The organism is Bacteroides reticulotermitis JCM 10512, from assembly GCF_000517545.1.
GTDB classification, from domain to species: Bacteria; Bacteroidota; Bacteroidia; order Bacteroidales; family Bacteroidaceae; genus Bacteroides; species Bacteroides reticulotermitis.
Genome location: NZ_BAIV01000013.1, coordinates 1 through 17,334 on the forward strand (window position 1 = coordinate 1; position 17,334 = coordinate 17,334).

The 17,334-nt window shown below is 43.6% G+C and carries 8 protein-coding genes and 1 pseudogene; 8 read left to right on the forward strand and 1 reads right to left on the reverse strand.

All coding sequences use genetic code 11. The annotated features are described in order from the left end of the window. From JCM10512_RS09120 to JCM10512_RS09145, 6 genes are all read left to right on the forward strand, one after another. A partial coding sequence (locus JCM10512_RS09120) for a family 43 glycosylhydrolase (protein ID WP_044162407.1) occupies nt 1–505 on the forward strand: 505 nt, incomplete at its 5' end. A 41-nt stretch (nt 506–546) separates the two neighbouring features. Further along, nucleotides 547–1,941 carry an IPT/TIG domain-containing protein gene (locus tag JCM10512_RS09125; protein WP_044162408.1) on the forward strand — a complete coding sequence of 465 codons (1,395 nt, stop codon included), beginning with the start codon at nt 547–549 and terminating at the stop codon, nt 1,939–1,941. A 21-nt stretch (nt 1,942–1,962) separates the two neighbouring features. Beyond that, nucleotides 1,963–5,067, forward strand: a complete 3,105-nt coding sequence (locus JCM10512_RS09130) for a SusC/RagA family TonB-linked outer membrane protein (protein WP_044162412.1) — start codon at nt 1,963–1,965, stop codon at nt 5,065–5,067. 14 nt (nt 5,068–5,081) lie between these two features. Continuing rightward, a complete protein-coding gene (locus JCM10512_RS09135) occupies nt 5,082–7,184 on the forward strand; it encodes a RagB/SusD family nutrient uptake outer membrane protein (protein WP_044162414.1) in 2,103 nt (700 codons plus the stop codon). 18 nt (nt 7,185–7,202) lie between these two features. Further along, nucleotides 7,203–8,219, forward strand: coding sequence for a DUF4973 domain-containing protein (locus JCM10512_RS09140; RefSeq protein ID WP_044162416.1), 1,017 nt, complete (start codon nt 7,203–7,205; stop codon nt 8,217–8,219). A 555-nt stretch (nt 8,220–8,774) separates the two neighbouring features. Continuing rightward, nucleotides 8,775–9,692 carry a glycoside hydrolase family 43 protein gene (locus JCM10512_RS09145; protein WP_044162529.1) on the forward strand — a complete coding sequence of 306 codons (918 nt, stop codon included), beginning with the start codon at nt 8,775–8,777 and terminating at the stop codon, nt 9,690–9,692. An 812-nt stretch (nt 9,693–10,504) separates the two neighbouring features. On the opposite strand, the gene JCM10512_RS09150 is transcribed toward JCM10512_RS09145, so the two are convergent. Next, nucleotides 10,505–12,325, reverse strand: coding sequence for a glycoside hydrolase family 2 protein (locus tag JCM10512_RS09150; RefSeq protein WP_044162419.1), 1,821 nt, complete (start codon nt 12,323–12,325; stop codon nt 10,505–10,507). Between the two features lie 243 nt (nt 12,326–12,568). Between JCM10512_RS09150 and JCM10512_RS09155 the strand changes: the two are divergent. Both JCM10512_RS09155 and JCM10512_RS09160 read left to right on the forward strand, forming a co-directional pair. Beyond that, a pseudogene (locus JCM10512_RS09155) lies at nt 12,569–14,247 on the forward strand (arylsulfatase). Nucleotides 14,248–14,314: 67 nt separating this feature from the next. Next, nucleotides 14,315–15,865 carry a sulfatase family protein gene (locus JCM10512_RS09160; protein ID WP_044162421.1) on the forward strand — a complete coding sequence of 517 codons (1,551 nt, stop codon included), beginning with the start codon at nt 14,315–14,317 and terminating at the stop codon, nt 15,863–15,865. Nucleotides 15,866–17,334 lie beyond the last annotated feature (1,469 nt).

Sequence of the window (17,334 nt, forward strand, 5' to 3'; positions counted from 1 at the left end):
GGGAATCTATGTGACGGAACTCACCGATGACGGACTGAGCGTCAAACGAAATGAGAGTGGACTCCCTACCTTGAAGAAGAAAATCTGTGGTAACGCTTTCGAGGGTACCAATATTTATAAGAAGAATGGCTACTACTATTTGTTCGCTTCCATTGGCAGTTGCTGCAACGGCGTTAACAGCAGTTATAAAGTCGTAGTGGGACGTTCTACCGATCTACTTGGCCCGTACGTTGACAAGAAAGGAAAAGGAATGCTTGATAATAGTTGGGAATTAGTTCTGGAAGGCAATATGCAGAAATGGATAGGCCCCGGGCATAACTCGACTATTATCCAGGATGATCAAGGTACGGATTGGATGATTTATCATAGCTATCTGAAAACAGGCAATGAAGTCGGAGGCCGCCTGGGAATGCTGGATCGTGTACAATGGACAGATGACGCATGGCCATACATCAAGAACTGTATACCATCCAATTCAGATTTGATACCCGTGTTTAATAACTAAAAAATAAAGCATATTAATTAATCTTTTAAAATCCATGTATTATGAAATTAAAAACAAGAAGTGATGGATGGCGTATCCAATGGATATTGTTCGCATTGGTCACCCTGTGCTTTGCAAGCTGCAAAGATGATGACGGGCAGGCGGAACCTGCTTTCGATCCAAGCAAACCGATTGTTATAACAGACTTTACACCTAAAGAAGGTGGATTAGGTAGCCGTTTAGTGGTGTATGGAGATAATTTTGGAAATGATATTTCTAAGATCAGAGTAACCATTGGCGGGCAAAAGGCAAATGTAATTGGAATTAAGAATCAAAGTTTATATTGTTTTGTTCCGGCAAGAGCTTATGATGGAGGAATTGAAGTGAGCATTGTTGGAGATGAAGGAGAAGAAGTTGCTTATACAGAAGCAGAGGAGAAATTTGTCTATAAGAAAAAGATGTTAGTAACAACTCTTCTAGGAGTAACAAAGCCGGAAATAACAGACGAAAATTCAAATTTTGATGTGAAGAATGGTCCATGGACCGATTGTGGTGGACTAGAAAAAATGGAATGGATGGTTTTTGATCCCAACAACAAAAATCGATTGTACGTTTGTGGTGGAGCGAAATCGCATCGAATAGTTGATTTTGATGAAGAAACATTGGGGACGATCTCTTTTAGTGGGGGAGCTTCTGGAAATGCTAATATTTTGAGTTTCACAAACGATGGTCAGTTAATTGTTGTTCGGGATATAGCCAATGAGACGACCAATGCTCTATTTTTCTTTTCACCCGAATCTAATTTTACAGCACAAACAAAAGCCATGACTGCCCGTGGGTGCAGAGCGGCGATTCCTCATCCTGTCAATGGAGAAATCTATACATCCAGGTATGATAAAGGATGGATAGGCAGATATGATCCGGTAACAGGAGAGAACGAACCCAGTAAGATACAAATGTATCGTGCGAGTATCGAATTGTTTGTAGCAATCCATCCGACAGGAAACTATATGTATATCATGGTGAGAAACCGGCACGTCATCTATCGGGCTGATTATAACTGGGAGACAAAAACATTTGGTACTCCTTACCTGGCATCTGGAAAAGATGGTGAAACTGGTTGCGTAGACGGAGTGGGTAGTATGGTTCGGATGAACCAGCCGCAGCAGGGATGCTTCGCCCCAAATCCCGACTATGCAGGACAGGCGGATGAGTATGACTTCTATTTCGTAGACAAACAGAATCAATGTGTTCGAGTCATGACACCGGCGGGAAAAGTTACCGTATATGCCGGACGTCCGAATGGTGATGGCGCGAAAGGTTTTAATGACGGCGATTTGCGTACACAAGCTCGTTTTAATTATCCGGCAAGCATCGTGTATGATGAAGTGAGAGGATGGCTTTTGGTGGGAGATTCCAATAATCACCGCATCCGTAAAATTGCTTATGAAGAATAATTAATGATAAACACACATAATATGATTAGAAAATTTTTATCAACATGTTTGTTATTACTGGGATTCTCTGTCTGCGTTCTTGCCCAAGAGAATATCGTAGTAACAGGTATTGTGACTGACACAAATAAAGAGCCCATTATTGGTGTGAATGTGTCTATTGCAGATATGCCGGGCTTGGGAGCTATTACGGATATATATGGAAAATATATGCTTAAAATGCCACCTTACCATAAGCTGATTTTCACTTCTATTGGATATGATAAACTGGAAGTTTTGGTAAAAGAACAGCGGGTGGTCAACGTTGTTATGAAAGAATCTGAGGCTACAAGTCTTGACGAAGTCGTAATTACAGGTACCGGTGTGCAAAGGAAAATAGCCGTAACAGGTGCAATTACCAATGTAGATGTCGAGGAGTTGAAGAGTACACCTAGTTCATCCATGGCAGATGCTTTGGCTGGTGTTGTACCCGGCATTCAGGCGATGCAGAGCAATGGACGTCCGGGTACGGTATCCGAATTCTGGATACGCAGTATTTCTACTTTTGGAGCCAACAGTTCGGCTTTGGTTTTGGTTGATGGTTTTGAGCGCGACCTAAATGAAGTAAACGTAGAGGACGTAGAATCTTTTAGTGTATTGAAAGATGCGTCTGCTACTGCTATTTATGGTAGCAAAGGTGCCAATGGGGTTATTTTGATCAATACTCGCAGAGGTAAAGAGGGCAAAATAAACATTAACGCCAAGATCGAAGGCTTTTACAGTATGCCTACTAAACTCCCCGATTTTGCGAATGGATATACGTACGCATCTATGGCAAATGAGGCAAAAATAGCCCGTAATCAGGAGCCACTCTATCAGCAAGAGGAACTGGACGTTTTCCGCTTGGGGCTTGATCCCGATATATATCCCGATGTAGATTGGATGGATTTAATGTTACGCAAAACTTCTCAGAGTTCTCGGGCTTCATTGAATATGACCGGAGGAGGTAAAACTGCGCGTTACTACGTAGGAGGTAGCTACCAAAATCAACAAGGTATATACAAAACAGATAAGTCATTAAAAGATTATAATACCAATGCCAATTTCCAGAAATGGACTTATCGTATGAATGTAGATATCGATATTACCCAATCAACCCTTTTGCAAGTTGGTGTTTCCGGTTCGTTGCGGAAGCAAAATGACCCCGGAGTTGGTACAAATGCTATTTGGACAGCACTTATGGGAATTAATCCCATTTTGATGCCAATAGAGTATTCGAATGGATATATACCAGCTAACAAGGATAATGATGATAATAATGATAACGATATCGATCGTTTTAACCCCTATACTCAGGCCACGCAAACTGGTTACAACGAAAGCTGGCAAAACAATATCCAGACCAATGTTACACTCGAGCAAAAACTGGATTTTATAACCAAAGGGCTTAAGTTTATCGGCAGATTCGGATATGATACGGAGAACTCAAACTGGATTAAACGCGTGAAATGGCCGGAGATGTGGACTGCCCGTAGCTATCGTGAGTCTGATGGAACATTGAACTTTGACCGTGCCAAGGAGGAACAAAAAATGACGCAATCATCTGGCTCGAATGGATTGAGAAACGAGTTTTTCGAATGGGAAATGCACTATAATCGTGGTTTTAAAGATCATCATACCGGAGCTGTGATAAAATATACACAATCGTCGAAAGTATTCAATCAGGGTATCGGTACAGACCTGAAAAATGGCGTTGCTCGTCGTAATCAAGGTTTGGCAGGACGTGTTAACTATAATTGGATGTATCGCTATTTTATTGACTTCAATTTTGGATATACCGGTTCGGAGAACTTTCACAGAGACAACCGTTTTGGCTTTTTTCCTGCCGTATCCGGAGCATGGAACGTAGCGGAAGAATCTTTCATCAAGAATAATCTGAAATGGGTCAATATGTTTAAGATCCGCTATTCCTGGGGGAAAACAGGTAATGACAATTTAGGAGACATCCGTTTCCCTTACCTATATACCATCGAAACAATGATGACGGATGAGACTACGCCTAAACCCACGGGAGGCTACCAATTTGCGGACCCTGGCTACGACAGATACTATGGTGGTATGCGCTATTCTAATGTAGCTTCAGCCAATGTCTCTTGGGAGATTTCCACCAAGCAGGATTTGGGTATTGATTTTTCACTTTTCGACGATAAACTGACCGGTGAAGTTGATTATTATAAGGAAAAAAGAGAAGGTATCTATTTGGGGCGTGACTATCTACCTTGGATCACAGGTTTGGAAAGCACTCCATCTGCTAATGTGGGTATCGTGAAAACTGAGGGATTTGATGGTCGTTTCTCGTTTAAGCATAAGCTTGATAAGGTAAATCTGACGATACGAGGCAACGTGACTTATGGTAAAAACGAAATTGTGGAACGCGATGAAGAAAATAGTATCTACTGGTATAAGAAGCAAGCAGGTCATCGTGTGAATCAAGCTATGGGATTGGTAGCGTTGGGCTTATTCAAAGATTATGAAGAGATTCGTAACTGGCCGTCACAATTCGGAGAACTAATGCCGGGGGATATTAAGTATAAAGATATTAATGGAGATGGCGTGATCGATGATAATGACAGGGTGGCTATTGGAGCTACTACGAAACCTAACTTTACGTATGGTTTCGGTATATCTGCCCAATGGAAAGGATTGGACGTGAACGTACACTTCCAAGGAGTCGGCAAATCATCTTATTTTATAAATGGCTCTACGGTTTATATGTTCTCATCAGGTGACTGGGGAAATATTATGCAAGAAATGGCGGAAGGCAACCGATGGATTCTAGGTGTAAATGAAGATCCGAATGCCGATTACCCCCGGTTGACTTATGGGAATAACAGTAACAATAACCGTGCTTCTACCTTCTGGCTTAGAGATGGAGCTTATCTCCGTCTAAAAACGTTGGATGTTGGTTATTCACTCCCGAAATCTTTGGTTCGCAAGGCCCATATGAATACAGTACGCTTTTTCTTTACCGGTACCAACCTGTTAACTTTCTCCAAGTTTAAACTTTGGGACCCGGAAATGGGAAGCTCGACCGGAAAGACATATCCGCTTACCAAAACCCTATCCTTGGGTGTGTCTGTTAATTTATAAAAAGAAATACACATATGAAAAAGATAATAGCGATTTTATCCTTTGCAGCAGGACTTGTTTCCTTGACAGGGTGCTCTGACTATTTGGACTCAGACTATATTTTTGATGAGCGCATGTCCATAGAGGATGTATTCAGTAACAAAGATTACACCAATGAGTGGTTGGCGCGAGGCTATGCCTTTCTGTCCAACGGTTACTTGCAGGATGTAAGTAGCAAAAAATTTGTACCTTTCAATTTTGCAGATGATATGTATTATTGGGAAGATGGTGGCGCCGATGGTTACAGAAAGTGGAAAAGTGGTCAATACAATGAAAACGGAGTATACGGTTCAAGTCAGGGCATCTGGCAGAATGCGTATAAAGGTATTCGCCAAGTGTCTGTCTTTCTGAACTACATCGATATGAACAAGGAGTTCACACCGGAAGAAATAACCGACTTTAAAGGTCAGGCACATTTCTTGAGAGCTTATTTCTATTGGTTGATGCTTCGTGCATACGGTCCGATACCTCTAATTCCGAACGAAGGGATCGACTATACCAAAGAATACGCTGAGATAGCATATCCACGTGGCTCATACGATGAATGTGTGGAATATATCACCGGTGAATTGTTGATGGCAGCTAATGCCTTGCCATCTAGCTATCAACGTGCGGTACAGGATATCAACCGTCCCACGAAGGGAGCTGCGCTTGCCCTGCGTGCCAAAGTACTTTTGTATGCAGCCAGTCCGTTGTTTAACGGTAAGGCGCCCGAAATGGTTGCCTCGGCTTTGGTCAACAAAGATGGAAAACGTCTGTTACCGGCTACTTATGACGAGTCGAAATGGGCAAAAGCTGCTGCGGCTGCTAAAGATGTAATGGATCTAGGTGAATATCATTTGCATGTAGCCAATTATAATGCTAATATAGGTGATGTGGCTTACCCCCATACAATTACGCCACCGGTTGACAACGATTTCTCTGAGCAGGATTGGCCGAATGGTTGGAGAAACATAGACCCGTTCCAATCATATCGTGAGTTGTTCGATGGCTCGATCATTGCCAGTAACAACGAAGAATTGATTTTTACCCGCGGTACAAATCAAGGTAGCGAAGGGGTAGGTGTTATGGTGCTTCATCAATTACCCCGCAGCGGTGGAGGAGGATACGGCTCGCATGGTATGACACAAAAGCAATGTGATGCGTATTACATGAACGATGGTACGGACTGTCCGGGTATGAATAGCATGTATCAGGGCTATGCCGGATATGAAGGACGCTACAATACAGAACCAAGACCCGCCGGATATGTGACGGCTACTGAGCTTGCCCAATATCCGGAACTTGGACCTATCGGTACGGATGTATCCAAGCAATACGTACAACGCGAACCACGTTTCTACGCCTCGGTAGCTTATAACGGAAGTACATGGCATTTGCTGAATGCATCACTGGACGCAAGTGAGGCTAAAAACATTCCGATATTCTATTATCGGGGTGGATATAAGGGATACAACAACGGATATACAAGTGGTTATAGCCTGCAAACCGGTATTGGGGTGAAGAAGTATGTGCATCCGGATGACATTAGTAACACGGAGAAAACGTCTTATGACCAGAGCCGCATAGAAAAAAAGGTTGATCCGGCCATTCGCTATGCAGAGATTCTGCTAATCTACGCAGAAGCTTTGAATGAGTTAACGGGAACCTATGAAATACCTTCATGGGATGGAAGCAAAACACATACTGTCAGTCGTGATGCCAACGAGATGAAGAAAGGCATCCGCCCGATTCGTTGCCGTGCCGGAGTGCCCGATTATAGCATGGACGTGTACAGCAATCAAGATCAATTCCGTATCAAGGTGAAGCGCGAATGGCAGATCGAGTTCTTTGCCGAAGGACATCGTTACTTTGATCTTCGTCGTTGGATGGATGCTCCGGTGGAAGAGGCTGTTCCGGTATACGGATGTAATATGTTAGCTTCCGAAGCAATGAAAGACCAGTTCCATATTCCGTCGATGACTACTACATTGCCTACAATCTTTGCCAACAAGATGTGGTTGTGGCCAATCAACCATAGCGAGTTGAAGCATAACGAAAATCTGGTTCAGAACCCGGGATGGACAAACCCTGAATAACCCTTTAGAAACCGAAAAATGAAGAATATACACTATTTATTTTTAGGCTTGGTGGCCGCAATAGGCCTTACAGCCTGCAACAATGAGTGGGAAGACGAACAGTATTTGCAGCAGGCGTCTTTCAAAGCGAATGTAAATGATCAAGGAGTGACAACGACTTATGTTCGTTTCAGACCCGGTGGAGTCGTCAAGTATGACCTGCCGATCCTGATGAGCGGGTCGACTGTAAATAAGCAGAACCGTATCATTCATGTCGGTCTAGACCCCGATACTTTGGCTATACTGAATAAGGAACAGTATGGACATCGGGAGGAACTCTATTTCCGGCAACTGTCCGAGCAATACTATAATATGCCGGAAACTGCTGAAATGCGAGCAGGAGAATCCGTGACAGTATTCCCCATCGAGTTCACGCTAGACGAAACGCTGGATCAATCGGACAAATGGGTGTTACCGTTGCAGATATTGGAAGACCCGTCTTATGGCTATCAGGCTAATCCCCGCAAATATTACCGAAGAGCGATGCTGCGCCTACTTCCGTTTAACGACTATTCGGGTACGTACGATGCGAGTCAGTACAAATGTTATCTTGAAGGTGACAAAGCGAAACCGTTAACTGTGACATCACAGCGGGCATTTGTGGTAGACGACCATACTATCTTCGTCTATGCAGGAACAAGAGACATTGACTTCCTCGACCGCAAGCAATACAAAATATTCATCCGCTTCACAGACGAAATTGTCGATTTACAGACTAAGAAACTTGAGATATGGACGGACAACCCTAATATCAGTTTTAATACGAAGGATGCTGACGGCAAGGAGTGGGTACAGAGCTACTCTATGAGTGAGAGCATGGACCCATTGAAGGTCTACCTGAAGAAGATCTTTATCAGTCTCAATCTGCACTACACTTTCAAGGACATTACGCAGATCCCCGGACAGAAGATCAATTACGAAGTAGAAGGCTCGTTATCTATGGAGCGTAAGATCAATACATTGATCCCGGATGAAGACCAGCAGATCGAGTGGTAATGGAAATTTCGCTCTAAGTCTGAAATACTCTAAAATAAAGTCTTACCCTTTTTTATAGGGGGATTATACAATTGAGCTTTTTGACAATTAGATCATAACAAAACTCAGGAGAGTGCCCATTCCGGAGCACTCTCTTGTAATTTTAAAAGAAGACAGATGAAAAGAAAAATGATACAAATGATTCAGAGAATAGGCTTCGTTGCAGGCGTTGTTTGCCTGATGGCATGCGGAGGAAGCGACGACTCATTGCCAACCGGCGAAGAACCGGATAAGGGAGAGCCGGTACCTACGATCGCAGAACCGGTCACTAACCTTACGGCCAGAGAGACTGCCAAGGCCAATGAATTACAGTTAGGATGGAAGAACCCATCCGGTACGGCAGCCGTGGAGATCACCTACGTGTCGGAGGTTGAAAATAGTACTCCCACAACCCTCTATGCACGCACGAACGGAGCGGGAAGCATGACCTACCTACTCAAACTGCCGACCTACGAAATCTACCGGATCGATGTTGTAGCCATTGATAACCGCGGGAAACGGTCTGAAAAGACAACTATCACAGGGAAACCAGCCAAAGAAGATGCGATAGATCCTAGTGTAATAGTAGATTATACATTGCCGATTGCCGATCCCTTTGTGTTGTATCATGGGGGTAAATATTATGCTTATGGTACTCGTGTCAACGGTTTCGAAGTGTATATCTCCAAAGACCTGAAGCAGTGGAAGCGGAATGACATAAAGGCTTTATCGCCCGAAAACTCTTGGGGTACAAGATGGTATTGGGCTCCAGAAGTGTACTATGTAAAATCAAAGAATCTGTTTTATATGTTCTATTCTGTTGACGAGCATATCTGCGTAGCTACCGCAATAAGCCCCGAAGGCCCTTTTGTTCAGAGCATAAAGAAGCCTATCGTTGAGAATGAGAAAGGCATCGACACCTCGCTCTTTATAGATGATGACGGAACAGCTTACCTCTACTATGTACGCTTCACGAGTGGAAACGTTATATGGGTGGCCGAAATGAATGATGATTTACAAAGCATTAAAACCGAAACGTTGACCAAATGTATCAGCGTGGAAAGCCCTTGGGAAAAAATACAAGGAACCATTGCCGAGGGTCCTTCCTTACTTAAAAGAGGAAGCACGTACTACCTGATCTATTCGGCCAACCACTATGAGAGTCAGGACTATGCTGTGGGATATGCCACGTCAAGTTCACCTAAAGGTCCATGGAAGAAATATACGGGTAATCCGATTCTGCGAAGAGACAAACCTGCTGCTTCCGGACTAGTCGGTACCGGGCATGGGGCGCCGTTCATTTGTGCAGACGGAAGTTATAAATACATTTATCATGCGCATGGCAGCACCACCAGTGTGGGACCGCGTACCTCTTATATCAATGACTTCAATTTCTCGGAGAATGGCACAATCAGCATCAGTGGTGAAGCCATCAAGCCTGTAGTAGTCAAGTGAGAGAACTCGCATTCTTGTGCTATTCCTTCTGAAGGAATTCAGGTAGCACGAGGTGGGAGATAGACAAGCCTTTGGTATTGCGGTACAGCCCTCTATACAAAGGTTTGTTTTTTGCTTTCAGCCTTCAGTTTCTTGTGCAAGTAGTTGTTGCTCAGTGAGATGAGGCTGAAGCCCGGGCTGAAGGTAAAAAGCCCGGCTTCAGCCTTAACCTTTTATGTACTAGTCGATTAATGTGAAAGCTGAAACCTGAAAGACAAAATCGGAACTTCGTTTTTGGGGCTGTTTTTGCCCAGCGTCTCCGAGGAGATTATTTCATTTTCTTGTTTGTGAAAGCAAGATTGCTTGTAATACTGAGGGGTGGAGGGTGTGAAAAACAGCATTCAGAAGAGAGATTCGAGAGCTGTTTCTCCTAATTTTTTTTCAGAGTAAGTTCTATTTTGAATAAAATAAAGCGGTTGTTTGAATGAAATACCCCTGATTCTCTGGAAGTATAACACTGTCTATTTGGAAAGGAACTCAGACAACATGGGAGTGCCCCGCTACTCGATTCAAAAGCCCTGGGCAATGACATGAAACGCCCTGGGCATTCGAGTGGAATGCCCAGCCCATTTGAGACCAATGCCCAGGGCATTTAAACCAAGTCGAGCGAAGAGTGACTTTACCTGCATTATCTTATCTCCTGAAAGGTAACCTAACCGGCGAGAATTGGATGCATGTTGGGTAAAAAGGGCAGTGGAAAACAAAAAGACAAACAGCGCTCCCCATGGAAAAAAGAGCACTGTCTGTCGAGATTCAACAAGGAAAAGAGTTTCTTATCTATTCAAAGAATGGCAGACCTTTTGATTGATTGCTTTAATTTTCGCTTCATCTACTTTGATTACTTTCCGGTCGTATGTAAGCAAGCCATTCACTTCCTCTTCTACATCCGTAATTTGCGTATAAACGGCGGCTGAAAACCCTTTTTCGATTAACTCCAATAGATGTTCTGCGTATTTTATATATTCGGCGGTCACTTCTTCCGGTGTATTGAACTTTACATACCCCCAGTTCTTGTCCGGCATCCATAAATGATCTTTTAGCGCCATACCGATTCCTCCGTATTCGCCGAGTACTGTGGCGCGTACAGGATCATAAAGGTAAAGGTTTGGTCCCGGATAGTTGTGTAAGTCTAAGATATCACCACAAGTATAATGATTGCCGCCACTAGCCGGATTCACCAGACGGCTCGGGTCGTACTCCTTTGTCCAAGCGGTGATCTCCGGAGTTTTGAACTGTCCCCATGACTCGTTGAAAGGGACCCACACGCCAATGCTCGGGTAAGAATAAAGGAAATCGATAATTTCTTTCCACTCTTTGCGGTAATTGGCTTCCGAAGCAGCCGATCGGATTGCATCTGCACCGTCATAGTATTTCCCACCTTGCCATTCGGCCGGTCCGCGTCCTCCGTTTGGCATATCTTGCCAAACAATCAATCCGAGCTGATCACAATAAGTATACCAACGTGCCGGCTCAACTTTCACATGCTTGCGTACCATATTGTAACCGAAATCTTTGATCTTCTTCAAGTCATATACTAATGCTTCATCGGTAGGAGCAGTGTATAGACCGTCGGGCCACCAACCTTGATCAAGAGGGCCGAATTGAAAGTAATCTTGGTTGTTTAGTTGCAGGCGAGTGATGCCATTTTTGTCTTTATGCGTTGAGAACTTGCGAAGCGCTGTATAGCTTTTCACTTGATCGACTTGCTTACCATCTTTGTAGAGAGTAACCTCCATGTTGTAGAGAAAGGGAGATTCCGGCGACCATAGCTTGGCATCTGCCGGCATACCCAGATCAACAGCCACTCCATTGAGTGCTGCTCCCTTGGCAACCTGTGTTTTCCCGTCGAAGAGTCTCACTTCGATCTTATCTGTCGAGTTCGTGTTTGCTGTTGTGACTTCTACTTTAATTGTTTTCTTGTCAATGTCGGGAGTCGTTTTAAGGTGAGCGATATGCTGAGTCATTACTGGTTCCAACCAGACTGTTTGCCAAATACCTGTGACGGGCGTATACCAGATACCTCCGGGCCTTTCCACTTGCTTTCCTCTCGGCTGCTCTCCCCGGTCGGCAGGGTCCCATACTTTTACGACAACCTGATTGTTTCCTTTTTTGTTTAAAACCGAAGTAATGTTGAACGAGAATGGGGTGAACCCACCTGTATGTTCGCCTACTTTGATGTCGTTTACCCAGACATCGGCTTTCCAGTCGACCGCACCGAAATACAACAGGATTTCTTTATTGTGCCAACCGGATGGAATATCAAAGGTGCGTTGATACCATAACTCTTGCTGTTCGCTCACAGTTTTGCCGACTCCGGACAAGCCCGACTCAATGGCAAACGGAACTAATATTTCCCCCTGATAGCTAGCAGGAGCAAATGTGCCTTTCGGAGTAATGGCATACTTCCAACTTCCGTTTAGGTTTTTCCATTCGCTACGTTCCATGATTGGACGCGGGTATTCGGGTAATACATTCTTAGGATTCAATTGGTCGGCCCACGAAGTCTTTATTTTGTCACCGGCTGGGCTCCATTGAGCGAGTAACGGACTGCATAGGGCTAATGCAAATAGCATTGTCAGAAAGTTCTTTTTCATGGTAATGTTTATATAATGAATAAAAGCTTATAAAAGTCTGCTGCAAAGAAAGGGCTAACGGGGGTGAAGAATTGAAATTTACTGGTCAATAAAAAGCAATATTTCGCCTTATTTATGTCGTTTGTGTGCTATTAAAAGGCTAATGGTCAGTTTTTGTTATTTATTGAATAGACACTTTTATTCGGTGTCGACTATTTTCCAGATTTTTGTGAGGTAAGGATCTACTATTAAAATCTAATATTCATGAACTCAAAGCTTCTTCTTTTTCCGGCGGCTTTGATCGCTACAGGTACTTCCGCAATGAGTAGGAAGGATCGAACGACCGATAAACGGCCTAATATACTTGTAATTCTAGCTGATGATTTAGGGTATTCGGACCTAGGTTGTTACGGGAGTGAGATACACACACCGAACTTAGACAAACTTGCTCAACACGGGGTTCGTTTCAATCATTTCTACAACGCCGGGCGCAGTTGCCCAACCCGTGCTTCGTTACTGACCGGGCTTTATCAGCACCAAGCCGGTATCGGACGCATGACCTTCGACGAACATCTGCCTGGCTATCGCGGTACACTTTCTCGCGATGCCGTGACCATAGCCGAGGTCTTAAAAGAAAGTGGCTACATCACCAGTATGATTGGCAAATGGCATGTCGCTGAAACCCCTTTGCGTGAAGATCAGCGGGAGTGGTTGGCGCATCATGTGTCTCATGAAACCTATTCCGACCTTTGTAATTACCCTGTCAATCGTGGCTTCGATTCCCATTACGGAACGATTTACGGTGTAGTAGATTACTTCGATCCATTTAGTCTCGTCGAAGGTGAAGTACCTGTCAAAGAAGTTCCCAAGGGTTATTATATCACCCAGGCACTCTCTGATCGAGCGGTTAAAGAGGTAAATGAATATGCTCAAAGGAGTAAGCCATTCTTTATGTATCTGGCATATACCGCTCCTCATTGGCCCCTTCAGGCATTACCTGAGGATATTGAAAAATATAAAGATACCTATCAAATTGGTTGGGAGGCAATTCGGGAAGCTCGTTATAAACGCCAGCAACAATTGGGGATATTCCCCGGTATGCGTAATTATCTCTCGGATCGCCAGTTTCAGGATAAATGGGAGGAGAATCCCGATGCGGAATGGGATGCTCGCGCGATGGCTGTTCATGCGGCTATGATCGATCGTATGGATCAGGGAATTGGACAGGTTATCGCTGCTTTAGAGCGCAATGGGCAATTGGACAATACGCTGATTCTTTTTCTATCGGATAACGGCTGCAGCAACGAGGATTGCCAAAACTACTCGCCGGGTGAAAACGATCGTCCCGACATGACCCGTTCGGGTGAAAAGATCGTCTATCTTCGGCAGAAGAAAGTACTTCCGGGGTCTCAAACAACGTATGCTTCCATAGGAGCCCGTTGGGCAAATGTAGCCAATACCCCTTTTCGCTTTTGGAAAGCAAAGGCGTATGAAGGAGGTATTTGTACACCTATGATTGCACATTGGCCGAGAGGAATAAAGAAGAATCTGGGTAAAACGACATCTGAGATAGGCCATGTGATGGATATCATGGCAACGTGCGTCGATCTGGCTGAAGCTCGGTATCCGCAAACTTATAAAGGGCATACTATCATTCCTTTGGAGGGTGAGAGTCTGGTTCCGATTTTAAAACCGGCAACCGACAAGGCCACAATTACTTGGGCTTTGAGCATTTCAATGAGCGGGCTTTTCTCTCGAAAGATGGTTGGAAATTGGTCCGTCCGGGCGAGCGTGCTCCTTGGGAACTCTATAATTTGGCAGAAGATCGGAGCGAGTGTCACAATCTGGCTGAACAGTACCCGGAAAAGGGTTCAGAAATGGTGAAGGCCTATGAGAACTGGGCAAAACGTTGTATGGTTGAACCGTATCCCGGACAGAAGTGATAGGCTCTTTTCTGCTCCATTTATAGTTATCAAGAAAAAGATTAAGCTTTTTACAAAACATCATCGTATGAACAAAAATATATATTTATCCTTATCGGCACTATCCGGTGCACTGGGTGTTGTTTCCGTATCGGCTCAAACGAGTAAGCCGAATGTAATCATCATCATGACCGATCAGCAGCGGGCCGATCTCTGCGGTCGCGAAGGTTTCCCAATGGCTGTTACTCCTTTTGCCGATTCGCTGGCGTTGCACAATGTCTGGTTCGACAAGGCGTATACGGTTGCCCCCGCCAGTACGCCGGCTCGCTGTTCCATGTTTACCGGCCGCTATCCTTCGGCCACCCATGTGCGTACAAATCACAATATGAAAGATATCTATTACACGAAAGATATGTTAGAAGTGTTTAAGGAACAAGGATATAAAACGGCTTTGGTGGGTAAGAACCATGCACATGTCAAGGAGAACGATTTCGACTATTACGACGAATATTCCCATTGGGGAAGAAATCGGCGTGATACGAAGCAAGATAAGGATTTTGCCTCTTTCCTGAACGATGAGGCTCGCGGACAGTATTTGGAGGCAGCTCCTTTCACAGCTGAGGAGCAGAACCCGGTGCAGATTGTCAATAAGGCTTTGTCTTGGGCCAAGCAACAGAAGGATTCCGCTTTCTTTATGTGGATCTCGATGCCCGAACCTCACAATCCGTATCAGGTTTCGGAACCATACTTCTCGATGTTCTCCCCAGATAAACTACCTGCCACTCTGACTAGCCGGAAAGATTTGCATAAGAAAGGAAAGAAGTATGAGATATTGGCCGAATTGGAAGATCAATCTTGTCCTAATCTTCAGGAAGAACTTCCCCGCTTACGTGGAAATTACTTAGGAATGATTCGTTTGATAGATGATCAAATGAAGCGTTTGGTAAGGGAATTGCAAGCTTCCGGGCGCTATGAGAATACAATTTTTGTGATTCTATCAGATCATGGAGATTATTGTGGAGAATATGGTTTGATTCGCAAAGGGGCAGGAGTGGCTGAGTGTCTAACTCGTATTCCAATGATCTGGGCGGGAGGAGGAGTTCAACCGCATACAGGTGCTATGGATGCGCATGTGTCGATAGCCGATATTTTCCCGACTCTTTGCACAGCCATTGGTGCTGACATACCTTTAGGTGTGCAAGGGCGCAGCCTATGGCCCATGTTGACAGGGAAACCTTATCCGCGGAAAGAGTTCTCGAGTATAATGGTACAGCAAGGGTTTGGTGGCGAAGACTTTACTCGGGATGAAACGTTGACTTTTTCTGAAGAAGGCGCATTGACTCCGAATAAAATCGCTCACTTTGATGAGCTGAACACTTGGACGCAAAGTGGAATGCTGCGTATGGTTCGACAAGGAGACTGGAAGTTGGTGCTCGATAGTTACGGTCGCGGCGAACTCTATAACCTAAAAGCTGACCCTTCCGAGATCAACAATCTATATAACAATAAAAAACAAGCTGCCAGACAAATGGAATTATTGGCTGAGTTAATGACTTGGGAATTGCGGGTGCAAGATCCGTTACCGGTGCCGAGATCGCGTTATCACTTCAAACGGAATCCATACAACTATCATTTTTAGCATATAGATCGGAAAGAATAAAGGTTTGTGTAATAGTCAGAAAACAGTACAGCTATTCTGTGTTCCTAATTTCATCATCGGGGCTTGACAGAAGCACTTTGCACAATGATACAATACGCTCATGACTAAATCACTTTTTCGCATATTATTCAGTAGATCAGTTAATTGCAATGCGCCTTCTTTTTTGCAATCACTTTATTCTAATGAGCGATAGTTATTGCTTATTTTCTTTAAAAACCGAGTTCTCAATTCATCAAATAAGTCCTTTTATGAACCGTATTGTGCGCAACTATTCGTGGATTTAAATAGTCTTTGTTTATATTTATTCCCTACTTTTTCCTGTTTCACATTATGTGCGACGCCTGTTCCACATTATGTGCAACAGCTGTTCCACAATAGTGAGTCAGCCGTTCCACATCTGTGGAACAGGAAATACAATGGACAAAAATGTCTTTAACTAGTTGTTTTCTAACACTTAATGGGACGTTTTTGCTAAGTACTCAGTCTTTGGAAATCGGTATTATCTATTGAGTATATCAGTATGAGAAAAGTGGACGCAATATATCAAATTATCAATCAGCTGTTTACGGCAAAAAGTGACTATGACGAGATGTCGTTTGCATTTTGTTACTCGCTTCAATTTCATGTTTTATCGGTTACTTAGTTTATAGATACAGGCTATTTTCCTATATCTCAGGTTGATTTCAGTTAAGGGGAATAATGAATATCCTCTTATTATTGTATGGATTAACGAAGATATAGGCATAATTCCTATAGTTTTGCAGGTGATCCACCTTTTGGGGTTTGCATAGTAATCTTGCAGAAGGCGAGTAGCGTATTATGTGCCATTCACCGTTTTTATAAATTAGCTTTCGCTTGTCTCGTGGATTGTCTTATAGATTGCATACTAGCAAGTCAAGTGCTAAGATGTACTGTGTAGCAAGGCAACAGATTTGTGAAAGCTAAAACACTGTCACAAACTCTCTGCGAAAATAAAGCCCTGTCTAAGGCAGAATACAGCTAAAAAGAATGAGAGATCCCTCAAAAATGATGAGAGATACGTCCAAAAAGGGGTGAAAATGCGGGAAAATGATGAGAGATCCCGTATTTTAAAAGTATCTCTCATTGTGTAAAGTATTGATTTGTTAGCCGTTAGGTGGAAGACAATGAGAGCATGAGAGATGAAATATTTTTTCTTGTATGTAGAGAGGAGGGAAGTATGATTTCAAATGAGTGATCAATACATCCGAATACCCTCGAAAATTATCTCTTTTGAGAAAACAGGCTTGCACCTAAATTGACGAGAAACAAAGCAACTTCTAAGAGAGGAAGATGAATGGAATATGCTCATAAATCGGTATGTGATTTTTATTTGGAACCCTAGATGTATATAGCAGACCGACAAATGTGTTTCGAATAGGCTTTATTACTTGCAAAGGAAAGTAGTCACCGGGTTTTGCGAGTGCTCG